This window comes from Aquabacterium sp. (assembly GCF_029946005.1).
Classification (GTDB): Bacteria; Pseudomonadota; Gammaproteobacteria; order Burkholderiales; family Burkholderiaceae_C; genus Aquabacterium.
This window is the reverse complement of sequence record NZ_JAQSDR010000036.1, coordinates 16040-37755: the sequence shown is the minus strand read 5'-3', so window position 1 is coordinate 37755 and position 21716 is coordinate 16040. Positions and strand designations below refer to the sequence as shown.

The window sequence follows — 21716 nt, the reverse complement described above, 5'->3', positions numbered from 1 at the left end:
TGGTGTTGGCGATGGAAGGCATTGTGGCCTGAATGTGGGCTAGAGTGGGGGCCACCTTGACACCGGAGGCTGCGCATGACGACTTCACCCGACACTGCACCGCTGGTGGCTTCACCGTGGCAACGGCGGGCCATGGACATCACGCCGGATGGCCGCGCCCTGGTCAACGGGCAGCGCGTGGCGGCGGTCACCGGCGAGACCTTCGAGTGCCGATCCCCCGTCGATGGGCGGCTGCTGGCCCAGGTCAGCCGGGGCCAGGCCGTGGACATCGACCTGGCCGTGGCCGCCGCGCGGCGCAGCTTTGACAGCGGTGCCTGGTCGCGCCAGGCCCCGGCGGTGCGCAAGCGCGTGCTGCAACGCTTCGCTGAGCTCATCTTGCAGAACAAGGAAGAGCTGGCCCTGCTGGAAACCCTGGACATGGGCAAGCCCATCCAGTCCAGCCTGGACGCCGATGTGCCCGGCGCGGCGCGCTGCATCGCTTGGTACGCCGAGGCCATCGACAAGGTCTACGATGAGATCGCACCCACCCCTGCCAATTCGCTGGCCCTGATCCAGCGCGAGCCGGTGGGCGTGGTGGGCGCCATCGTGCCCTGGAACTACCCCATGCTGATGTCGGCCTGGAAACTGGGGCCCGCCCTGGCCACGGGCAACAGCGTGGTCCTCAAACCCTCTGAAAAATCGCCCCTGACCGCCATGCGGCTGGCCGAGCTGGCCCTGCAGGCCGGCTTGCCCGAAGGCGTGTTCAACGTGGTGCCGGGTTACGGCCACGAGGCGGGCGAGGCCTTGGCCTTGCACATGGATGTCGATGCCCTGGGCTTCACCGGCTCCACCCGGGTGGGCCGCAAGATGCTGGAGTACTCGGGGCGCAGCAACCTCAAGCGCGTGTTCAACGAACTGGGTGGCAAGTCGGCCTTCATCGTGTTCGAGGATTTTGACGACCTGGACCGGGCTGCGCAGGCCGTGGCCGGTTCGGTGTTCTACAACCAGGGTGAATCCTGCAATGCGCCCACACGCCTGCTGGTGCACGAGTCCATCGCCGATGTGCTGGTGGCGGCTGTCACCGGCCAGACCACGCGCTTTCAGCCGGGCGATCCGCTGTCACCCAGCACCCAGATGGGCGCGCTGGTGGACGAGGCCCAGTTGCAGTCGGTGCTGGGCTACATCGCCTCGGGGCAGGAGCAGGGGGCCGATTGCGTGATCGGCGGGCAGCGCGCTCGCCGGGATTCGGGCGGCTATTACGTCGAGCCCACCATCTTCGACCACGTGCGCAACGACATGAAGATCGCGCAGGAAGAGATCTTCGGGCCCGTGCTGAGCGTGATCCGTTTCAAGAACGAGGCGGAGGCCGTGGCCCTGGCCAACGATTCAAGCTATGGCTTGCAGGCCAGTGTGTGGAGCCAGCACCTGGACCGAGCCCACCGAGTGGCGCGTGAGTTGCGCGTGGGCACGGTGCACGTCAACCAATATGACGAGGATGACATCACGGTGCCGTTTGGCGGGGTCAAGCAGTCGGGCAATGGGCGCGACAAATCGCTGCATGCACTGGACAAGTACACCGACCTGAAGACCACCTGGATCCGCTTGGAGCGCTGAATAAAAAATGCGCTCCCCCGCCATCAGGCGGGAGGCGCACTCCTTACCTCCCTACGTTGTTTGAAACATCACTGAATGACGATGTCCTTCAGGATTTCAGCGCCGTTCTTGCACAAGTTGAGGCCCGTGACTTTCACGCTCTTGCCCGTGGTGTAGGCGGCCATCAGCAATTGCAGGGTGTGGGGGTGAGCGCCTTCGAGCGTGGTGAACCAGATGTTGCCGACGGGGCTGGTGGCGCAGCTGGCAGGCGTGCCCAACGTGGGGGTGATCTTGACGTAGAAGTCCTCGTTGTCGCCCAGGCCCGTGGTGGCGATGGAGGTGACCTTGCCGGTCATCACGACGGCGTTGGCGGCGGTGGCGGACAGGGCGGCGATCAGGGCGACGGCGATGGAGAATTTCTTCATGGTGTTGACCTTGTGAATCAGGTTGATGTGGAATTTATTGGTAATTCAGTTGCCATTAAGTAGCAACTAAACAGAATGTATGTGGCAATCAATTTGCCTGTCAATGGCCGAATTTGCCATCCCCCGTGTTCAAGGGGTCGGTCAACAAGGCATGGTCATGGGGTGCGGCCGGGGTAAAATGTGGCCCATCCCATGGGTGGATGGTGCGATGATCTGGCAACCAGGCGTCATACAGGTGGTAACACTTTCGTGCCTGCTCCCCAACCTTGCGACCCTTCCGTAGACGAGACGCCATGACCCAGATCAGCGTGATGATTGCCGACGACCACCCTCTGATCGTGGAGGGCCTGACCAGCGTGCTGGCCCGTCATGGCTTGAAGGTGGTGGGTTCGGCCAGCGAGGCCACGGCGGTGGTCGGCACCTTCCAGGCGTTGGGCCCGGATGTGCTGGTGCTCGACCTGCGGTTTGGCGATGGCGGCATTGGGGGCCTGGATGTGCTGCAGGATCTGCACGCCCGCCACCCCTTGGCCAAGGTGGTGATCTACACCCAGTTCGACCAGGACGAAGTGATCCGCGAAGCCTACAAGCGTGGTGCCAAGGCGTTTGTGACCAAGAACACCGACCCCACCGAGTTGGCCGAGACCATCGCCCGGGTCCACCAGGGCGACACCGTCTTCATGCCCAGCATCGCCAATCGCCTGGCCTTGATGAGCGTGCGGGGCGACGAATCACCCCTGGCCAAGTTGCAGCCGCGCGAGGTCGAGGTCTTCAAGCTGATGGCGCAGGGCCTGACGAATGTGGAGATTGCCGACCGCATGAACCTGTCGCCCAAGACCATCAGCACGACCAGCCAGGCCATCAAGGACCAGTTGGGCATCCACCGGCCCGCCGACATCACCTTGCTGGCGGTCAAATGCGGCCTCATTGAACCTTGAAGTTTTTGCTGTTCCATGAATTTCAAGCAGTACCTTTCCCGGCTTGTTTCTATTCTGTGCGGTGCACACCTGCTGTTGTCCGGCTTGGCCTGCACCGCGGCGAACGCTGCAGAGCCCGACATCGACTTCAGCGACGCGGCCTACCCGGTGGTCATCACGCCGACCCGATTGCGTCAGTCGCTGGCCGATGTGCCTGCCAGCGTCACGATCATCACGGCCGAGACCCTGCGGCGCCATGGCATCACCAGCGTTGAGGAGGCCTTGCGCATGGTGCCGGGCATGGCGGTCTCGCAGGCGCGGGGCAATGACTACCGCGTCAATTTCCACGGCACGGCCGCGGTGGTTCCGCGGCGCTTGAACGTGCTCATCGATGGGGTGTCGGCTTACATGCCGGCCTTCTCGCAGGTGGAGTGGAGCGTGCTGCCGGTGGCCCTGGAGGACATTGACCGCATCGAGGTGATCCGGGGTCCCGACTCGGCCGCCTATGGGCCCAACTCCATGATGGCCGTGGTCAACATCCTGACCAAGCACCCCAAGGACGTGGAGCGCGCGCTGGTGTCCGTGACGGCCGGCTCGCGCGATACCCTGAACACCACCGTGCGTTTGGCCACCACCGTGGGCTCGACCAGCCTGCGCGTCTCGGCCAGCACCCAGCGCAACTCGGGTTACGACGCCATCTCTTATGTGGGCGGCGCGCACGACAGCACCAAGCTGCACCGCCTGAACGTGCGTGCCCTGCATGAGCTGAGCGATGGCTCATCCCTGGATGTTCAGGCCGCTCACGTGAGTGGCAAGCTGGATGATTCATCCGATCTCTACCAGTCCACCTACCCTGATCAGCGGATCCAGGTGGGGCAGCTCAGCGCGCGTTGGACCAAGTCGCTGTCATCCACGCATGAATTGAAGGTGGACATTTCGCACGCGTCCACGCGTGCCAAGCAACAATGGCTGTCCTGCTGGCCGCAGGTGGCTTTTTGGCCCGAGGTGGGTGAGCTGTACAAGTCCAATCCCGCCTACATCTTGGCCATGTTGCAAGGGGGCCCGGCGCCCGACAACAGAACGGCACGCGATGATCAACTGGCCCAGCAGATCCTCACGCGCTTGTCGGGCTTGGGTGGGCTGGCCGCGTTGGTGAACACCACGTGCGGCCAGCTCAACCAGAACGGATCGGAATCGCGCACGCAGATCGAGTTCCAGGACACTTACGTCGCGTCCGACGCATTGCGTTTCGTGGCGGGCTTGGGCTTACGCGGGCAAAGGGCGAGCAGCGAAACTTACTTTGGTGGCCAGGTCAGCAACAACGTGCAATGGGTGTTCGCGCACGCCGAGTACCGCCCCATGGACTGGTTGACCGCCAATCTGGGCGGCTATGGCGAGTACAACTCGCTCAGCGGCAACACTTTCTCGCCGCGCGCGGCACTCAATGTGCGGTTGTCGCAGAGCCAGACCCTGCGCGCGGTGGTCTCCCGTGGTACGCGCACGCCCGACCTGTTCGAGCAGCTGGGCAAATGGAGCTACACCATGACCGACCTGAGCGTGCCGATCGATGGCGCCACCAGCGGGCGGCTGCTTGCGGCCTCGGAGGCCACGACGACGCTGTCCAGCGAGCAGATCTGGTCACGTGAGTTGGGCTACCTCCTGATCCTGCGGCCCATGGGCCTGACATTGGATGCCCGCGTGTTCGATGACCGCTTGAGTCACCTGATCGCCGGGCGTGTCGCCGTCTCCCAGTTCACGCCCGACAACACTGGCGGGGTGCGCCTGACCGGGGCGGAGTTGCAGGCCCGGTGGGATCCTTCGCGACGTTGGTCGGGCTGGCTCAGCTATGCCTATCTGCTCAACCGCGATGCCACCCATCCCGAGGAGATGGCGCAGTACTCCCGGCACAGTGGGGCCTTGGGTGTGAGCGCGGCCGTGTCCGACGCCTGGCGGGTGTCGGCGGCATATTACGGCTCCAGCGGTGATGGTGTGAATGAGGTCCGCTACAGCCGCAGCGACCTGACGGTCTTGCGCCTGTTCTCGCTCGATGGCCAACCCGGTTCGCTGTCCCTCACCTTGAGTTACCTGGACACGCCCACGGTGAACGTCTTCCTGGAAGCCCATCGCTACTACTCGTCCACCTACCAATCGCGACTTGGCATCCACGGCCAGGTCCGTGTGGCCTTTTAGCCCAGCAGGCATTTGCCTTGACGCCGGATCCGGTTCGCCGACACTCCTTGCGCATCCTGGCGGGCCTGGGGTGCGTGCCTTGTCTGTGTGGCCGATCGCTGCACGCCGCCACAGGGGCGCCGCGCGAATTGCGCATCGTCATGGGCCCGGAGGCCACGTCGGGGCGCCAGATCCAGCAGGCCCTGAAGCTGCGCTACCCGGGGCTGGTGGTCGAGGCCGAGCTGGCCGATGCAAGGCGAAGCGCGGCTGCCGTCATGCAGTTGGCGATCGGTTCGGCGGGATTGCGGCGTGCGCTTGATACGGGCCTGAAAGGCCCCTTGATCTCGGTGCTGGCGTCCAGCCAGGCCTACCGGCAGCTGTTGGCGCAGGACACCGGCCGTGAGCGGGCTTCGGTCACGGCCATCCATGCCGAAGCTTCGCCCCTGGCCCAGCTGCAATTGATATCGGCCATCTTTGAAGGCCGGGCCACGGTGGGCGTGCTCTTGTCCGATGCGTCGGCGTACTTGGAGCGGGCCTTGCGTCAGGCTGCCACGAGCACGGGGATGGACCTGCTGGTGGAGCGCGTGGCGCCCTCGGCGGACGTGGTCCGGTCGCTCACCCGGCTGCGGGGCGTTCAGGTGCTGCTGGCCGTGCCCGACAACGTGCTTTACACCCCTGACACCTTGCGCTCGATCCTGGAGTCGACCTACCGGCGCGGCATGCCGGTGGTGGGTTTTTCTGCGGCGACGGTGGCGGCGGGCACCTTGGCCACCGCCTACTGCGCCATTGATGACGTGGTGGCCGATCTGGTGGACCTGCTCGATCCGCTGATGTCGCAAGCGGTCGCCGAAGCGTTGCCTGAGCCCCGATTCCCCCATTACTGGCGGGTGGTGGTCAATGACAGTGTGGCCCGCTCGCTGGGCGTGCCCCTGAACGAACGCATCCTGCGCCTGGGCAACCGACCCCCGGGGCGGGCCGGATGATGGGCGGCCGATTCTGGCAAGGCTGGGGCATTGCGGCGCGGCTGCTGGCCATTGCCGTGTTGCCGGCCAGCGTGATGTTCATCGCGGTCGCGGCCACGCTGTACATCACCGCTCAAGGCGATGTGCGCCGCGACGTGGCCGCGCGGGGGCAACTCGTCGCGACCGCCTTGGCGCAAAGCAGCCAGTATGGTCTGGTGTCGGGCAACGTGGCCTACCTGCGAACCACTTTGCGTCACCTGATTGAGGCCGACCCCAGCATCGCGTGCATCGACATCACCGGCGCGGACCGTCAGGCCGTGGTGTCGGTCTGCCAGGCCACCATGCCCCGTGAGTACAACACCTTCGAGGTGCCCATCCGCATCGAGTCGCTGCCCGAGATCGATGTGTTTGAGCCCGCGCCAACGCCACCGGCCTCCAGGGCAGATCGTGTCATTGGCCAGGTGCGCGTCACCATGTCGCCCGCGCCCATCTTCGAGGCCAAGCGCCGCGCCCTGCTGGTGGCTTTCGCGCTGGTGCTGGGCGCGGCGGTGTTGAGTTGCCTGGTGGGGCTGCGCCTGGCCCGCCGCTTGCGTGACACGCTGAGCTCGGTGATGTCGGCCTTGCGATCGATCCGGCAGGGCCGCTTCGACGTGCACCTGGGGACCGACCATGAAGGCGAGCTGGGTGAACTCCAGACCACCATCGTGCAAATGGCCGAGACCTTGGACACGGCGCGGCACGACTTGGAGCAGCAGGTGGCCAAGCGAACGCGGCAGTTGCAAGAGGCGGTGAACCTGGCCCGCCAGGCCGATGCCGACAAACGCCGACTCATCGTGCGCAGCAATGCCCTGGTCGAAGAGGAGCGCCGACGCATTGCGCTGGACCTCCACGATCACCTGGGCGCGGCCCTGATCTCGGTTCGGCTGGAGGCCAGTGCCTTGGTGGCGCGGGCGCGTTCTCGGGGCGATGCGGAGATGCAGGGTGATGCGGCCCGGATCGCGGCCACGGCGCAATCGATCTATGCCACCACGCGTGACATCGTCAAGCGCCTGCGCCCGGAGGTCATCGACACCTTGGGCCTGGCCGGCGCCGTGGAAGAGCTGGTGCGCCATGCCGACCAGGTCCACCCGGTGGCGCGCTTCACCTTCCAGGCCGAGCCCGGCTTGCCCGATGTGCGCGGCGAGTTGGCCATGCCGGCTTACCGTGTGGCGCAGGAAGCGCTCAACAACATCGCCAAGCATTCGGATGCCACGCTCACCTCGGTGACCTTGAGCGCCTTGCCCGGGACGGGGCACTTGCGCATGGTGATCAAGGACAACGGCCGGGGCTTTGACACCCAGTCGCCGCGCAGCACCGGCATTGGCCTGATTGGCATGCGCGAACGGGTGGCGGCCGTGGGTGGCGAGCTGCGCGTCACCTCGGCGCCAGGGCAGGGGACCACCGTGTGCGTGACGCTGCCCTTGCCCGCTCACTGACAGACGACCTCAGTTTGTGGGCGGCCGAGCCCCTGGCCGTGCAAAACGCTGGCACCATCGGCCTTTTGCCCCGACCGAGACGCGCCACACCATGTTGAGCTGGATATTCAAGAAGAAAAAAGCAAGCCCACCTGCGATCGATGCCCAGCCTGCGGCCAGCGCCCCAACGGCTGCAGCAGCTTCGGCGGCCAGGCAGGCGGCCGCCAATGTGGCCTCGGTGTGGTCGGGCCGCATTGACCGCGCGGTGGGGGATGACGCCGCCTTGCTGATCCTGGCCAAGGAAGCGCCGACGGCCGACCTCAAGCTGGCCGCCGTGCAGGCACTGTCGACCGAGGCGGGCTTGAAATCAGCCGAGCGTGAGTTTCGGACCCACGACCGCCGAGTCCACCAGTTGGCCCGGCAGCGCCATGCCCACGCCAAGGCCACGCGGGCGGTGGCCGAGCGTGCCAGCGCCTTGATCAGCACCGCTGCGCTGCTGCTGGACGCCCCCGTGATCCCGGTCAACCGCCTGGTCGAGTTCGACCGTGGCTGGCAAGCGCTGGACGCCGACTTGCTTTCGGCCGCCCACCAGGCCGAGTACGCGGCCTTGTCGGCCCAACTGTCTGCGGCCATGCAGGCGCACAGCGAGCAGAAGGCGGCGGCCCTGGTGGCGGCGGCCGAGGCGGCATCGGCCGCGGCGGCCCTCGCGCAAAGCCAAGCGCTGGAGGCGCAGGCCTTGGCCGAGGCGTCACTGACGCGCCTGGCCGATTCGCCGTCCGCCGTGCCTGAGGGCGTGATCATGCCGACATCGTCCGATGAGCCGCCGGTGGTGGACCTGACCGAAGCGCAAGCGCCCGCACCTGCCAAGCGCGTGTCACCCCGCCAGCCGCCCAAGGTGCCCACAGCCGAGCACAGCGCGACGATCGAAGCCGCTTTGTGGCAGGCCGAAACGGCGCTGGCTGAAGGACATTTGAAGCAGGTGCAGCAGCAGCTGATGAACCTGGACCGGCTGTCCGACCAGGGCATGGACACCGCGCACCGCGCCCGCCTGCAGGCCGTGCAAGCCGAGGCGGGCCGCATGAAGGGTTGGCAGCAGTGGAGCGGCGGGCTGGCCCGGGATGAGCTGGTCACCGAGGCGGAGTCCCTGGCCAAAGCCACGGCAGCGGCCACGGAAGAAGGCGGTGCTCCCCTGCCAGCCCGCGCGCAGGCCGAGGCCATTGATGATTTGCGAAAGCGCTGGAAAGAGCTCGATCGGCTGGCGGCCGCCACCAGCCAGCCCCTGTGGGAGCGCTTCGACGCGGCCCTCCAGATCGCCTACCTGCCGGTCGCCGCGCACTTGGCGCAGTTGGAGTCCGATCGTCAGGCCAACCTGGAACTGCGTGCTGGCTTGTTGGACACGCTGGACGCCGTCGTGGACCCCTCACCCTGGAAAGACCTGGTCCGCGCCTTGGACCAGTTTCACCAGGCCTGGCGCAAGTTGGGCCCCGTGGAGCACACCGTGCCGCGCAAGGCGCAAAAAGCCTTGCAAGCGCGCCTGGCCGCCAGCGTGGCGCGCTTGGAGGCCCCGCTCCAGGCGGCCCGGCGTGTGGCGCAAACCGAGCGCGAAGCCCTGGTGGCGCGGGCCCAGGCCCTCAGTCAGGACAGCCGCCTGCACCCGGCCGAGCGCTTGTCACAGGTGCGGGATTTGCAAGCCGAGTGGCAAGGCCATGCGCGCGCCTTGCCGCTGGCACGCCCCATCGAGGCCTCGCTGTGGGACCAGTTCAAGGCCGCCACCGATGCCGTCTTTGCCCAGCGCGAAGCCGCCTTCAATGCCCGCGACGAAGCCCTGCAAGCCAACCTGGCCGCCCGCCAGACCCTGATCGAGCGCCTGGAGGCCATCGCACCCGACAGCCCCATGGCCGATGTGCAGCAGGCCTTGAGGCAGCTGGACGCGGCCTGGCAGCAGGCGGGCGAAGCGCCCAGGGCGCAAGCCGCCGCGCTGGAGTCGAGGTTCCGGGCGGCGCGTGCCGCGGCGCAAGCCATCGTGGCCGACAGCGCCCGGCGTGCCTGGCAGGCCACGTGCGATGCCTTGTACGCCAAGCTCATGCTGTGCGAGGCCCTGGAGTCGCCAGGCAGCCCCGAGGGCCATGCCGATGTGGACGAACGCTGGGCCGCCTTGCCGACCCTGCCTCCAGCGTGGGAGCAGGCCCTGGTGCAGCGCAAAGCCTGCGTTGCCGCAGAGGGCGGGCGTGCATTGGCCCCGACCGATGAGGGCGCGATGGACGAGGCCTTGCTGCAATTGGAAGCCGCGCTCGATCTGCCCTCACCCGCAGAGCATCAGGGCAGCCGACGCGATCTCAAGCTGCGTGCCTTGAAGGCTGCACTGGAAGGGGGCGCCCCGCGCGTCGCGGCCGCGCTGAGCATCGATCAGATGACCGCGCAGGCGATTGGCCAGGCTGGCTTGAATGCCCCGCAGCGTCAGCGGCTGCACGGCTTGATTGCCGGGCTCCGGACGATCAACCCGCCAGCTTCCAGTTCGCCATCAGGGCGGTGAAGTCGTCCACCGGCACGGGCTTGCTGTACAGGTAGCCCTGCGCCAGCTCGCAGCCCAGGGCCTTGAGTTCGTCGCGCTGGGCGCCGGTCTCCACGCCTTCGGCCACCAGGGTCATGCGCAAGCCACGGGCCAGGCTGATGATGGCCTGCACCAGGGCGGCACTGTCGCGATTGCTCGTCAGGTCGCGGATGAAGGATCGGTCGATCTTGAGCACGTTGACCGGAAAGCGCGCCAGGTAGCTCAGCGATGAATAGCCGGTGCCAAAGTCGTCGATGGCGATGCTGATGCCCATCTGGTGCAGGCGCTGCAAGGTGGCGCGGATGTCGGTGGGGTCGTTGAGCAACAGGCTCTCGGTGATCTCCAGCTCGATCCATTCGGGCTTGCAGCCAGTGGCCTCCATGGCCGCGTACACCGTGGCCACCAGGTCGTTGTTGTAGAACTGCTTGGGCGACAGGTTCACCGCGATCTTCAGGGGCTTGGCGGCGTGCTCATTCCATTTCTGGGTGGCCGCGAAGGCCGTGTGCAAGGCCCACTCGCCCATGCCCAGGATCAGGCCTGTGTCTTCCGCGATGCTGATGAACTGGTCGGGGGGCACCAGGCCGCGCGTGGGGTGGCGCCAGCGCATGAGGGCTTCGGCGCCCACCATTTCACCGGTCAACAGATCCACCTTGGGTTGGTAGAACAGCTCCAGCTCTGAGCGCACCACGGCCTTGCGCAGGTCGCTTTCAATCTTCAGGCGTTCACGTGCGCTGCTGGTCAGCTCGGGCGAGTAGTACTGGAAGTTGTCGCGGCCGCAACGCTTGGCGTGGTGCATGGCCGCATCGGCATGGGCGATCAGCTCGGTGGCCGCCACCCCGTCAAAGGGGAAGACAGAGATGCCCGCGCTGGCCGTGACCATGATCTCGGTGTCGCCCAGGTGGATGGGCGCGCGGAAGGCATTTTTGAGGTGGCTCAGGGTCACGCCCACGTCCAGCGCCTGGCGGATCTTGGGCACCACGATGGCAAATTCGTCGCCGCCAATGCGCGCCACCGTGTCGTAGCCGCGCAGGTGCTGGCTCAAGCGGTTGGCAATGGCCTTGAGCAGGGCATCGCCCGTGGGCTGGCCCAGCGAGTCGTTGACCTTCTGGAAGTGGTCGATGCCCAGGATCACCAGGCCGAAGGTGAGCTGGTGACGCGTGGAGTCGGAGATGGCCTGCTGCAGCGCATTGCGCAGCATGGCGCGGTTGGGCAGGTGCGTCAGGGCGTCGTAGTAGGCCAGTTGGTGGGTCTGGCGCTCCAGCGTCTTCAAGGCCGTCAGGTCCTGGGTCACGCCCATCACGCGGACGGGCCGGCCCTTGTCCGTGTACTCGATGCGCACCCAGCTGTGCAGTTCATTGAGCGAGCCGTTGGCCCCGGTCAGGCTGTGGTCGTGGCGGAACTCGGTGCGCTGCTGTTCCACGGCGTTGCGGTAGGCCTCGACGTTGCTGCTGACCTGTCCGGCGGGAAAGTAGTCCAGCAGGTCGTTGAAGCTCAGGTCCCGGTCTTGCGGCAGGCCCAGCAGGTCGCGGCCCACGCTGCTGATCTGGGCTTGCTTGAGCACCAGGTCCAGGCTCCAGTGGCCAATGCGTGCCATGCGTTGTGCGTCTTCCAGCTGGCCTTGCGCTTCCTTGAGCGCGGAGATGTCGCGGCCAATGGTGAAGGCCCCGATCACCTCGCCTTGCTCATTGCGCGTGGGCACGATGGCCAGGTCGGCGATGCCGCGGATCATGCCGCGTTCATTGAAGTAGTAGTAGGTGTAGAGATAGCGGCGGCGGGTGCCTTCGCTCATGCAGGTGCGCAGCTCGGCTTCCAGACCGCGTGCTTGCTCGCTGTCGGAGTCGTCGGTGGGGCGGCGCCCCAGGAAGGCCTCGGCGGGCACGCCGCTCAGGCGCAGCATGGCCGGGTTCACGTAGGTGCGGCGGCATTCCAGGTCAAAGTGGGCGATGGTGTCGGGCGTGGCGTCTTCCAGGGCCTTGAGGTTGCTGCCCGCTTGCAGCAGGGTCTCGGACTGCTTGTGTTGGGTCAGGTCTTGCACCACGGCAAACAGGGTCGTGGGTTCGCCGTCTTCCGAGTAGCTGATCTCGCCTTGGTAGTGCAGGTGGCGGGTTTGTCCGCCATGGATCACCGAGCATTGGTATTGAATGTGGGTGCGCCGATGCGTGAAGGCCCCGCGCCACAGTTGCTGGATGTTGTCTTGCTCATGCTGGGGGTGCAGGCGCAGCAGCTCCAGGGCAGAGGGTGCCCAGCCGATGGGCTGGCCCAGCATCTCGCACAAACGTGGCGACACAAACGAAGTCTGGCCCACGAAGTCGAACTCCAGCGAGCCGATCTGGGCCATGGACTGCGCCCTGTCCCAATGGGACTGGGCATCAAGGCTGGTCTTCGCGGTGACGGTGGGCAGGTGCTGTGGCATGAGGTCCCTCAAGTGGAGGCCATCGTGTCGAGCAATGCACCATTCGCAACGACACCTTGGCCCCACTCATATCGGCCCGAGGTGGAACTGACTTGAGGGTCTGTCGGATTTGACAGCTCGGGATCAATGGGCAACCGTGAAACGTTGCCGCACATGCCGGGCTTTTTCCAGCTCGTCCACGATGGCCACGGCCAGGTCGGTGGTAGAGATGCGGGCCGACCCGCCCGCGGCAGCCTGCAGGGGCTCGTCGCGGCCCAGGCGGTAGTGGCCGGTGCGGTCTCCAGGTTCCAGGATGAGGGGCGGCGACACGAAGGTCCAGTCCAGCGATGACTCGGCCTGCAGGTCGGTCAGGGCCTGGCGCGCGGCCAGGGCGCCTTGCTTCCACTCGGCCGGGAACTCGGGCGTGTCCACCAGCTGAACGCCGGGCGCCACGAACAAGCTGCCTGCGCCACCGACCACCAGCAGCCGCTGGACCCCGGCGGCCTTGACGCCCGACACGATGGCGCGCGCGCCGCGCAGGAACTGGTCGTGCAGGTCGGGCACGGCCCACCCCGGGTTGTAGGCGCTGACCACGGCGTCATGGCCTTTGACCGCGTGGGCCACCTCATCGGCGTTCTGGGCGTCGGCCTGGACCACGGTGAGGCCGACGGCGGGAGCGAGCTTGCCAGGATGGCGGGCCAGCACGGTGACCTGGTGGTCGCGGCGGAGCAATTCCGCAAGCACGGCCGATCCAACAAACCCCGTGGCGCCAATCAATGCGATCTTCATGGTGATCTCTCCAGTGCGTTGCAATGACTCAACCATATGAGCTTCACAATTCGGGCGGAAGTCCTCAGAATGGGCTTTCAATGTTTAGAAAAACTGCACAAACGTGATCGACCAACTCAAGCGCATGGCCACCTTCGCCGCCGTGGTGGAGCAAGGCTCTTTTGGCGGTGCTGCTCGCGCGCTGGGCACCACCACCTCGGCGGTCAGCCAGCAGGTCCGAGCGCTGGAGCAGGAAGTGGGCGTGACCCTGCTGGTGCGCTCGACCCGGCAGCTGGCCCTGACCACCGCTGGCCAGCGTTTTCACGAAGGTTGCGCCGACATGGTGGCCGCTGCCCGCCGCGCCGGCCAGACCTTGCTGGAGATGCGCGACGCGCCTGTTGGCGAGTTGCGCATGACCGCACCGGCCGGCTTTGCGCGGGTGCTGGGCCAGGCCTTGCAGCCTTTGCTCCACCACCATCCCCAACTGTGCCTGCACCTGCTGGCCGACGATGCGTACACCGACCTGGTGGCCGAGCGTGTGGACCTGGCCCTGCGCTTTGGCCGCCTGCCCGATTCCAACTGGGTGGCGCAGCCATTGGGCCACCTGCGCATGCAGCTGTGCGCGGCGCCGGGCTACCTCACGCGCCACGGCATCCCGGTCCACCCCGACGACCTGGCCCAACACGATGCCGTGCTGCTCAACACCGGCCGGGTGGCGCCGCACCTGAACCTGTTGGACCCTTCGGGCCTGGCCGTGGCTGTCAAGCCCGCCTGGCGCGGTCGCCTGAGCAGCAACAGCCAATCGTGGGTGCAGCACATGTGCGAGGCGGGCATGGGCGTGGCCGTGCTGGCTGCGCACGACACGGTGGACACCCTGCGCGAAGGCCGCGTGGTGCCCGTGCTGCCGGGTTGGTCGTTGCCGCCTTTGCCGATCTACGCCTTGACGCCGCAGCGTGGTGCGCAGCCTGCCAAGGTGCGTTTGGCGCTGGAGGCTTTGCGGGGGCACATGGCGCAGTGGCCGGCTTCGGTTTATTCACCGAGCCAAGAGGGACTGCATTTATAGGGATGGCGCTGACCGATGGGGCCCCGCAAAATCATCTGGATTGTTGCTAACCAGACTCAGAGGATCCGCCCATGAAACGCTCGACAGACCCCTTGTTTGACCATGTCAAAGCCGTCATCGGCGCCGTGGTGCTGGCGCTGTGCAGTGGCGCAGCGGTGGCCGCGCAGACCTCCATCCAGGCCTCGGCCTCAGCCGGTTTCGGCGTTGATTACATCAATGTGAGCGACTACCGGCCTTATCAGGACGGACCCAGCACCGCCGCGCAGCGCGCGGATGCCTACTGGGGCCAAGCCAGCTATGCGGTGGCGGCGGATTTCGGTGCGCTGCACGTTTTTGCCTTCGCCTCAACCCGGGGCAGTGACAACTACGGGGGTTACGAAGGCTGGGATTCGATTGCCGCGGCCATGGCCTACGCCGAAGACAAGGTCACCTTCACCGCGCCGCCTGGCGTGGAGTGGGTCGAGTTCAAGCTATCGCTGAACCTGCACGGCAGTTTTGCCGGCACCAGTCGATCGCGGGGCTGGCTGGAGGCCGAAATCGGCGGCTCCAACTACCTGCCGCTGGCCGGGCAGTCGTATTCGTCGGGCTTGAATGCTGCCACTTACTTCGGCACCCCGCCGCCGCCGGGCCGCAGCGAGGTACTGAGTGCCCAGCGGACCTTTCGAGCGGCCGCGGGCAGCACGATCACGCTTCGATACTCGCTCAATGGCGTGGCCCACGCCATGTCGCCGCCAGCCCAGGCGGGCATCTTGCAGCCCAGCAACATGACCACCGACGGTGGCCACACGGCGCGGGTTGGCCTCACCGTCCTCACCCCTGGTGCAAGCTTCCTGGCCGACAGTGGCGCCAGTTATGCACCCGTGCCGGAACCATCGAGCCTGGTGTTGTTCGGGGTGGGCTTGCTGGGCCTGTCAGTTTGGCGAGCCCGCAGATAGATCAACGACATGCCCAAGGACAGGAGCAGCAGTTGAGCAGGTTCCGGGACCGGCGTGATCACGATGTTGGAGGGCATGGCCGAAGTTGGATCCAAGCCCTGCTGAGGGATTGCCCAGAATGAGAACGCCGTGCCGTTGTACCAATTGCCGGAAAGATGGCCGCCTGCGTACTTGACGTTGTTGGCAAAGACCTCTGCACGCGAGTTGGCGCCGTCGAAAAGAACCGGGGGTGTATATATTTGGCGCCATGAGCCCTGCACCTGACCCCACCCCGCTGAACACCGCCCTGACCGACCTGGACGTGGTGTGCTTGTGCGCAGCCTGGTGTGGTACCTGTGGCGAGTACGAAGCGATTTTCAAGGCTTTGCAACTGGCATTGCCTGGCCACAGCTACCGCTGGATCGACATTGAAGACGAGTCCGATCTGGTGGGTGACATTGACGTGGCAACCTTTCCCACGCTGGTGGTGGCATGCCGGGGGCGGGTCTTGTTCGCGGGGCCGGTGTTGCCCCGCCTGGGCGATGCGCAGCGTTTGATCGAATCGTTGTTGGTGAATAACGCTTCGCCAGCGACCCTCAGCATGCCTGCCGACCAGCTTCGGGCTTACGAGGCACTGGCCCGCGCGCTACGGGCTTGAGCTCAAGAGCGCTCAGATCATCGCGGCGAACTCGGTGCCCAGCCACTCGTGCGTGGTGTCGGGTGGCTCCCAGTCGCGCGCCCAGTTCGCGAACAAGGCGGCGGGCATGGGGCGCGAGATCAAAAAGCCCTGGGCTTCATCGCACGACAAACCGGCCAGCAACTTCCAGGACTTGGCGTTCTCGACGCCTTCGGCCACCACGGTCAGGCCCAGGTTGTGGGCCAGGTCCACGGTGGAGCGCACGATCTTGGCGTCTTGCAAATCGCTTTCCATGTTCATCACGAAGGACTTGTCGATCTTCAACTCGTCCACCGGCAGGCGCTTCAAATAGGCCAGCGATGAGTAGCCGGTGCCGAAGTCGTCGATGGACAGTTTCAAGCCCATGGCGTGCAGCTTGTTCAGGGTGACCAGCGCGCGTTGCGGGTCGTCCATGATGGCGCTTTCGGTGATCTCCATCACCAGCATGCTGGGGTTGACGCCGTGTTGGCTGAGCAACTTGTCCAGCTTGGCGGGCAAGTCTTGGTCCATCAAGTCGCGGGTCGACAGGTTGATGGCGATCTTCATGGGCATGCCCGCATCGCTGAGCTGCTTGCTGACGATGGCCGCCTGTTCGGTGATCCAGGCGGTGAGCACGCGCACGAAACCGGTTTGCTCGGCGAAGGGAATGAAACGCATGGGCGGGACGATGCCGCGCGTGGGGTGTTCCCAGCGCATCAGGGCTTCGGCACCGATGCACTGGCCAGTGTGCAGGCTGATCTTGGGTTGCAGGTACAGGCGCAGTTGGTGGTTGTCGACGGCGTAGCGCAACTCGCTCAGCAGGGTCAGCGACTCTTCGCTGGTGGAGTCCAGACCCGGGTGGTAGGTGACGGTGCCAGCCTGCTGCTGCTTGGCGGCGTACATGGCCACTTCAGCGCGACTGAGCAGGGTGTCGGCCTCCACGCCATGTTCAGGCGCGCTGGCGATGCCCACACCGGCGCTCAGGTCCACCGTGTGGTCGTCCAGGGTGATGGGGCGCTCGAAGGCGCGCAGGATGCGTTGCGACACCGGGTACGCCTGCTGCGCGCTGGTGCCTTGCAGCAGGATGGCGAACTCGTCGCCGCCCAGCCGGGCCAGCACGTCGCGCTCGCCCAGCACTTCGCTGGTCAGGCGTTCGGCCACGGAGCGCAGCAGGCGGTCGCCAAAGCGGTGGCCCAGCACGTCGTTCACGTGCTTGAAGCGGTCCATGTCCAGCAGCAGCACGGTGCACGGCGTCTGGTCTTCCTTGGCACGCACGATGGCCTGGCGCAGGTCGTGGCGGAACTGTTCGCGGTTGGGCAGGTCGGTCAGCGAATCCTGATAGGCCAGGCGGCGGATCTCGCCTTCGCGGGTCTGGATCGCCTGGCGCATGGTCTCGAAGGATTGGGCCAGCTCGCCGATCTCATCGCGCGAGGACATTTTCACTTCGGCGCCATAGTCGCCCCGCTCCAGCCGACGTGCCGAGTTGGACAGGATGCGCAAGGGCGTGGTGATGCGCCGCGCCGTGACGTAGCTGCCAAAGCCGAACACGGCGATGCCGACGGCGCTGAGCAGCAGCAAGGTCAGTTTGAGCTCCATGTAAGGCGCCAGGGCCTGGTCCACCGAACGCATGAGCAAGGCGGTGACGGGAGGCTGGCCGGGCGAGCCGGGCAGGATGAGTTGGTGACCGCTGTACTCGGTGTTGGCCACCTGCAAGGTCAGGCCATGGCTGCCGTCGCTGGTGGGTCGCGCCCAGGCGGTGGCCAGGGCGGGCCAGTCCGTGGCCGCCAGTGTGGCCAGGCTGACATTCCAATCCCCATCGGCCTTGCGCAGCAGCAGGGACACGTCCAGGCCGGACAGGCCTTTCATGTCGGACAGCAGCTTGTCGCCAATCGGAAAGCCCATGCCCACCCAGCCAATGATGGCGGGCGCACGCACGGGCACGGCAACGATCTGGTAGGGCTGGCCGTCGATGATTTCAACCTGGCGCTGGTCGGAGCCGGCAGCCATGGATTGGCGCGCATAACGCTGCACGGCCGCCACGAAGTGGTCGGGCGAAGCGATGGTGCTGGCGCGCACATTGAACTGGTCGTCGGTGAACACGGCGGCGCTGGCCTTGATGCGCTCGCCGTGGTTGCTCAGGGCCGATTTCAGAGTCTCCTGATCCCCCGTGGCCACCGCTGAGCGGAAGCCGTAGTCGGACGACAGCACGCGCGTGGCTTGGGCCAGGTTGTCGGCGTTCTGGCTCAACAGGCGCAGGAACACTTTCTCGCCGGTCAGCAATTCGGTGTGGATGGAGGCACGCGCATTTCGGTCAATGCTGTCCTGGATGAACCAGTAGCTGACGGCCTGCACCGCGATCAGCAGGCCGAGGTAGACCGCAACGATGCGGGCCTGCAGGCGGCGTGGGTTGAAAAAGGCGGGCAGCATGAGGATCAGTTGGTGGTGTGGGGGTCAGTGCACCACAGTCTGAGCGCTTCGGACAGCCAGGCGCCGCTGGTGGGGGCCGGCGTGGCCACCGTCCTGCCGGGGTGGCTGGTGGTGGCCGGTGAGGAGGCCAGCCTTTCCGAACGCACGCTCACCTGGGCCCTGCTGCCTGCTGCACCGACTTGATCGAACCGCTGCTTCATACCTCGCCTCACTGCTCCAGAGATCTTTATCCGACCCATGGAATATCGGCATTGGCGGTGAGGTCTTGATGGGCGTGAGCGTGGTCATGGTGTTACGGGGCCCCTTCAATCGTGACGGCTGTCACGCCGCCGGGCTTGGCGGTGGGTTGGAGGTGATGGCGAGCAACTGCTGGCCCAGGATCTGGAACAGCTTCTGAATGGCTTGCTCGTCAGTCTCGTCGTTTTGAAAAGCGACCGTGAAAAACAATTTGCCGCCCAGGTTGACCAGGGCCAGCAGCAAGGCGGTGCTCAGCGTGGCGGGCCAGCATTCCGTCAGGCGCACCTGGGCATCAGGCGGGTGGATGGCGTCGACGTTGCCCAGGTTGGTGAAATGGCAGCTCAGCACGGGCAGCGAGCCCTTGGCCTTGGACTGGACGATGAAGTGGCTGTAGAGGGTGCGGCCCATCACGGGCAGCCATTCGTAGGCGGTCAGGGGCAGGGCGTATTCCCGGCGCGCGTAGCGCGACATGTGGTCCTTGACCTGGGCCTCCACCGATTCGACCTGTGCCGCCACGGTGGGTTGGTGCTGAGAGCGCACCGTGAATGAGGACACGAAGTTGCCGAACTCGGGTTGCTGTCCCTTGGGGAAATAGCGCCGCAGGTCAACCGAAATGCGGACGGCGGCCACGGCCTTCGGGTTGTCGGGCTCCATGGCCAGGAAGGCGTTGGCCAGCAGGGCGACGACCAGGTTGTTGACCGTGGTCCCGGTTTGCTTGGCCAGAACGCGCAGTTGTTCCGAGGTGGCGGGCAGTTCGTGGTAACGCACGCTGGTAGTGGTGTAACGCGGGCTGCGCCGGCTGGCCAGGGTGATGATCTTCTGGCCCCGGCTGCTGTGGGCATCGCGCCGGCCATTGCGCCACCACCCGGCGATGCTGGCGGGCCATTGCGTCCACTTGACCGGCCTGACGGCGGCGACCATGCTGGACGATTCGAGCGGGAAGGCGGCGATGGGGTGGCCGCTCAGGCGCCCCATGAGGGCGGTGAGCATCTGCAGCACCGAGCGGCCATCGCCAATCAGGTGGTGCACTGAGAAGACCAGCAGCGGCGTTTGCGGGTGCGGGATGAAGCGGGCGCGCCAGGGCAGGCCGCGCTCCAGCGACACGGCTTCGTTGAGGACGTCGCTGTGGAATTTTTCCAGGGCCGACCGCGAATCGCCGTCAATGCCCAGCTGAACCCGGTAGGCGTCGTTGAAGAGCTGGTCCAGCCAGGCGTCGTCGGGCAGGATGCGCAGTTTGTAGGTGAAGGGGGTGGGCGTGACCACGCCACGCAGGCGCGGAAAAGCGGTGGTCAGCTCGCGCAAGGCCTGGCGCACCAGGGCTTCTTCGACGGGCCGGTCGAAGCGCAACATGAAAGGCATGTTGATCGGCCCCAGGTAGCCCTCGCCAGCCCAGTACAAATGCTCGGATCGGTTCAATGGAACCACGGCGCCGTCGCTCAAGGGAGGCCTTTCTTTTAATGCGGATCGTTCCGCAATATAGCAAGTGGGCCGCGCGCAGGACGTGCGGATTTTCCAGCGCAACCACGGCCTGTTCAGGCGATGGTGCGCCGCACCATGGTCAGGTTTGCGGGGCCATCTGGCGGCACAGCATCAAGGCCAGGCGGCGCAGCGCCTCCCACGGGTCTTCGGGCCATTGGGGATGGCGCAGGCCTTTGACGATGCCATCGACCGTGCTGGCGGCGGTCACCAGGCGGGCCAGGTTGGGGCTTTTCAAGCGCGGCAGCACGCGTTCGAACAGGCGCTCGCGCGGGCCCCAGACGCGCTGCTCGCGCAGCACCATGGGCAGGGGCTTGCCGGCGTCCAGCGCCGCGCGGCCGCGGTGCAGGGCTATGATCTCTTCAGACAGGGCCCAGTGCACCAGCACGGCGGCTTCGCCTTCGGCGTGCAGGCCATCGATCATGCGCAGGGTGCGCTGCACCTGGCCCGACAGCACCGCGTCGCTGAGCTTGAAGACGTTGAAGCGCGCCACGTCAACCACGGCCTCTTCGATCTGCGCGATGCTGATCAGGCCGGGTGGGTAGAGCAGGCCCAGCTTGGCGATTTCTTGATGGGCCGCCAGCAGGTTGCCTTCGACCCGGTCGGCAAAGAAACCCAAGGCGCGCTGGCCTTCCTCGCCGGGTTCGACCTGCTGGCCTTGCGCGGACAGGCGTTGGGCGATCCACAAGGGCAGGGCCTGGCGTTCGATGGGGTCGCAGCGCAAGGTCACGCCCGCGGTGTCGAGCGCGGTGAACCAGGCGCTGGTGGTCTGGGTTTTGTCGAGCCGGGGCAGGGTGATGACGGTGAGCACGCTGTCGTCATGGGCGTGGCGCTCGCAATAGCTTTGCAGCGCGACGGAGCCGTCCTTGCCCGGCTTGCCGGACGGGATGCGGATCTCCATCAACTGCTTGTCGCCGAACAGGGACATGGCGCTGCCCGCGCCCAGCAGGCTCGACCAGTCGAAATACGCGCCCGACACCGTGTGCACCTGCCGCTCGGTGTAGCCCGCCACCCGGCCTGCGGCGCGGATGGTGTCCAGCGCCTCTTGGGCGAGCAGGGGCTCGTCGCCGTAGACGGTGTAGATGGGCTTGATGCCGCTGGGCCCGACCTTGTTCAGGTGGGCGGCCAGTTGGTCCAGGCGCAGTTGCATGCCGGGCTCAGGGGGCCAGTTGCTCGGGCCGGACCACGGCCAGGCGGCGCATGACCTGTTGGACGATGTCGGTCTGCATGGCGCGGTGCATGGCGGCCGATTCGTCGATCTTGGCCAGGGCGTCTTTTTCGTTGTAGGGCAGGTCGTTGGTCAGCAGCAGTTCGGTCGGCGCGATCAGCTTGCCGCCGTCCGCGCGCGTGAGTTGGAACTTGAAGCGGGTGCGCAGCGACAGGTCGCGCACCTGGCTGAAGGCGGTGATCGAGGCGACGGCCTGTTCGCGCGTGTCCGACAGGGCTTCCAGCACCACGTGCGAGCTGAGGACCCGGGGGCTGGACGCGGCGATGTTGGCCGGCACGTTCTGCTGCGCGGCGGCCGCGGCCGTGCTCTCGACCACGGACACGCCGGCGTCTTCCAGCGCCTTGGCCAGTTCGCTGGCCAGTGGCGAGTTGGCGGCAAAGCCAGTCAACTGCACGCTCTTGAACGCCAGGTTGGGGGCGCGGCGCAATTCGAAGCCGCAGCCGCTCAGGCCCAGGGCGGCGCTGGTGGCCAAGGTCAACAGGGACAGGGTGAAGGTGCGGCGGTTCATG

At 66.2% G+C, this 21716-nt stretch carries 17 protein-coding genes and 1 pseudogene; 10 read left to right on the top strand and 8 right to left on the bottom strand.

All coding sequences use genetic code 11. The features are described 5' to 3' along the window. Positions 1-132: 132 nt before the first annotated feature. A complete protein-coding gene (locus PSV38_RS17075) occupies positions 133-1593 on the top strand; it encodes an aldehyde dehydrogenase (RefSeq protein WP_300549705.1) in 1461 nt (486 codons plus the stop codon). A 68-nt stretch (positions 1594-1661) separates the two neighbouring features. Here PSV38_RS17075 and PSV38_RS17070 read toward each other — a convergent pair whose 3' ends face one another. After that, positions 1662-1997, bottom strand: coding sequence for a hypothetical protein (locus PSV38_RS17070; RefSeq protein ID WP_300549522.1), 336 nt, complete (start codon positions 1995-1997; stop codon positions 1662-1664). Between the two features lie 293 nt (positions 1998-2290). Between PSV38_RS17070 and PSV38_RS17065 the strand changes: the two genes are divergently transcribed. From PSV38_RS17065 to PSV38_RS17045, 5 genes are all read left to right on the top strand, one after another. Beyond that, complete coding sequence (locus tag PSV38_RS17065) at positions 2291-2932, top strand: response regulator transcription factor (protein WP_300549521.1); 642 nt, start codon at positions 2291-2293, stop codon at positions 2930-2932. Positions 2933-2947: 15 nt separating this feature from the next. Next, entirely contained in the window at positions 2948-5101 is a 2154-nt protein-coding gene (locus tag PSV38_RS17060; protein ID WP_300549519.1) for a TonB-dependent receptor, read from the top strand. A 17-nt stretch (positions 5102-5118) separates the two neighbouring features. Further along, positions 5119-6063: a hypothetical protein gene (locus tag PSV38_RS17055; protein ID WP_300549516.1), complete on the top strand. Its 945-nt coding sequence runs from the start codon at positions 5119-5121 to the stop codon at positions 6061-6063. Then, positions 6063-7517, top strand: coding sequence for an ATP-binding protein (locus PSV38_RS17050; RefSeq protein WP_300549514.1), 1455 nt, complete (start codon positions 6063-6065; stop codon positions 7515-7517). The genes PSV38_RS17055 and PSV38_RS17050 overlap by 1 nt, the downstream gene beginning before the upstream one ends. Before the next feature lie 91 nt (positions 7518-7608). Then, a complete protein-coding gene (locus PSV38_RS17045; protein WP_300549512.1) occupies positions 7609-10029 on the top strand; it encodes a DUF349 domain-containing protein in 2421 nt (806 codons plus the stop codon). On the opposite strand, the gene PSV38_RS17040 is transcribed toward PSV38_RS17045, so the two are convergent. Further along, positions 9992-12460 (bottom strand): EAL domain-containing protein, encoded by a 2469-nt coding sequence (locus PSV38_RS17040; protein WP_300549511.1) that lies wholly within the window; start codon positions 12458-12460, stop codon positions 9992-9994. The two genes, PSV38_RS17045 and PSV38_RS17040, sit on opposite strands and share 38 nt — an antisense overlap. 123 nt (positions 12461-12583) lie before the next feature. Beyond that, positions 12584-13228 carry an NAD(P)-dependent oxidoreductase gene (locus tag PSV38_RS17035; RefSeq protein ID WP_300549509.1) on the bottom strand — a complete coding sequence of 215 codons (645 nt, stop codon included), beginning with the start codon at positions 13226-13228 and terminating at the stop codon, positions 12584-12586. A 103-nt stretch (positions 13229-13331) separates the two neighbouring features. Here PSV38_RS17035 and PSV38_RS17030 point away from each other — a divergent pair, with 103 nt between their 5' ends. Continuing rightward, positions 13332-14270 carry a LysR family transcriptional regulator gene (locus PSV38_RS17030; RefSeq protein WP_366526668.1) on the top strand — a complete coding sequence of 313 codons (939 nt, stop codon included), beginning with the start codon at positions 13332-13334 and terminating at the stop codon, positions 14268-14270. 71 nt (positions 14271-14341) lie between these two features. Further along, positions 14342-15205, top strand: coding sequence for a PEP-CTERM sorting domain-containing protein (locus PSV38_RS17025; protein WP_300549507.1), 864 nt, complete (start codon positions 14342-14344; stop codon positions 15203-15205). An 11-nt stretch (positions 15206-15216) separates the two neighbouring features. On the opposite strand, the pseudogene PSV38_RS20465 reads toward PSV38_RS17025, so the two are convergent. Beyond that, positions 15217-15282 (bottom strand): annotated as a pseudogene (locus PSV38_RS20465) (hypothetical protein); the annotation flags it as partial. A gap of 170 nt (positions 15283-15452) precedes the next feature. On the opposite strand from PSV38_RS20465, the gene PSV38_RS17020 reads away from it, so the two are divergent. Then, entirely contained in the window at positions 15453-15842 is a 390-nt protein-coding gene (locus tag PSV38_RS17020; protein ID WP_300549505.1) for a thioredoxin family protein, read from the top strand. 12 nt (positions 15843-15854) lie between these two features. Here the strand turns inward: PSV38_RS17020 and PSV38_RS17015 are convergent, their stop codons facing one another. Continuing rightward, the gene (locus PSV38_RS17015; protein ID WP_300549503.1) at positions 15855-18266 is read right to left on the bottom strand and encodes an EAL domain-containing protein; all 2412 of its coding nucleotides are present in this window, start codon (positions 18264-18266) and stop codon (positions 15855-15857) included. A 15-nt stretch (positions 18267-18281) separates the two neighbouring features. On the opposite strand from PSV38_RS17015, the gene PSV38_RS17010 reads away from it, so the two are divergent. Then, on the top strand, positions 18282-18449 hold the full coding sequence (locus tag PSV38_RS17010) for a hypothetical protein (RefSeq protein WP_300549501.1): 168 nt from the start codon (positions 18282-18284) through the stop codon (positions 18447-18449). Between the two features lie 138 nt (positions 18450-18587). Here PSV38_RS17010 and PSV38_RS17005 read toward each other — a convergent pair whose 3' ends face one another. The 3 genes from PSV38_RS17005 to lptE form a co-directional block, all read right to left on the bottom strand. Beyond that, positions 18588-19943, bottom strand: coding sequence for a condensation domain-containing protein (locus PSV38_RS17005; protein ID WP_300549499.1), 1356 nt, complete (start codon positions 19941-19943; stop codon positions 18588-18590). A 118-nt stretch (positions 19944-20061) separates the two neighbouring features. Continuing rightward, positions 20062-21129, bottom strand: a complete 1068-nt coding sequence (gene holA / locus PSV38_RS17000; RefSeq protein ID WP_300549498.1) for a DNA polymerase III subunit delta — start codon at positions 21127-21129, stop codon at positions 20062-20064. Positions 21130-21136: 7 nt separating this feature from the next. Beyond that, positions 21137-21715, bottom strand: a complete 579-nt coding sequence (gene lptE, locus PSV38_RS16995) for an LPS assembly lipoprotein LptE (RefSeq protein WP_300549497.1) — start codon at positions 21713-21715, stop codon at positions 21137-21139. Position 21716 lies beyond the last annotated feature (1 nt).

What these genes read in the sequence shown, in the direction of transcription:
- PSV38_RS17075 (WP_300549705.1), top strand. Translation starts at nt 133, where the DNA reads ATGGACATCACGCCGGATGGCCGCGCCCTGGTCAACGGGCAGCGCGTG.
- PSV38_RS17070 (WP_300549522.1), bottom strand. Translation starts at nt 1,997, where the DNA reads ATGAAGAAATTCTCCATCGCCGTCGCCCTGATCGCCGCCCTGTCCGCC.
- PSV38_RS17065 (WP_300549521.1), top strand. Translation starts at nt 2,291, where the DNA reads ATGACCCAGATCAGCGTGATGATTGCCGACGACCACCCTCTGATCGTG.
- PSV38_RS17060 (WP_300549519.1), top strand. Translation starts at nt 2,948, where the DNA reads ATGAATTTCAAGCAGTACCTTTCCCGGCTTGTTTCTATTCTGTGCGGT.
- PSV38_RS17050 (WP_300549514.1), top strand. Translation starts at nt 6,063, where the DNA reads ATGGGCGGCCGATTCTGGCAAGGCTGGGGCATTGCGGCGCGGCTGCTG.
- PSV38_RS17045 (WP_300549512.1), top strand. Translation starts at nt 7,609, where the DNA reads ATGTTGAGCTGGATATTCAAGAAGAAAAAAGCAAGCCCACCTGCGATC.
- PSV38_RS17040 (WP_300549511.1), bottom strand. Translation starts at nt 12,460, where the DNA reads ATGCCACAGCACCTGCCCACCGTCACCGCGAAGACCAGCCTTGATGCC.
- PSV38_RS17035 (WP_300549509.1), bottom strand. Translation starts at nt 13,228, where the DNA reads ATGAAGATCGCATTGATTGGCGCCACGGGGTTTGTTGGATCGGCCGTG.
- PSV38_RS17025 (WP_300549507.1), top strand. Translation starts at nt 14,342, where the DNA reads ATGAAACGCTCGACAGACCCCTTGTTTGACCATGTCAAAGCCGTCATC.
- PSV38_RS17020 (WP_300549505.1), top strand. Translation starts at nt 15,453, where the DNA reads ATGAGCCCTGCACCTGACCCCACCCCGCTGAACACCGCCCTGACCGAC.
- PSV38_RS17015 (WP_300549503.1), bottom strand. Translation starts at nt 18,266, where the DNA reads ATGCTGCCCGCCTTTTTCAACCCACGCCGCCTGCAGGCCCGCATCGTT.
- holA (WP_300549498.1), bottom strand. Translation starts at nt 21,129, where the DNA reads ATGCAACTGCGCCTGGACCAACTGGCCGCCCACCTGAACAAGGTCGGG.
- lptE (WP_300549497.1), bottom strand. Translation starts at nt 21,715, where the DNA reads ATGAACCGCCGCACCTTCACCCTGTCCCTGTTGACCTTGGCCACCAGC.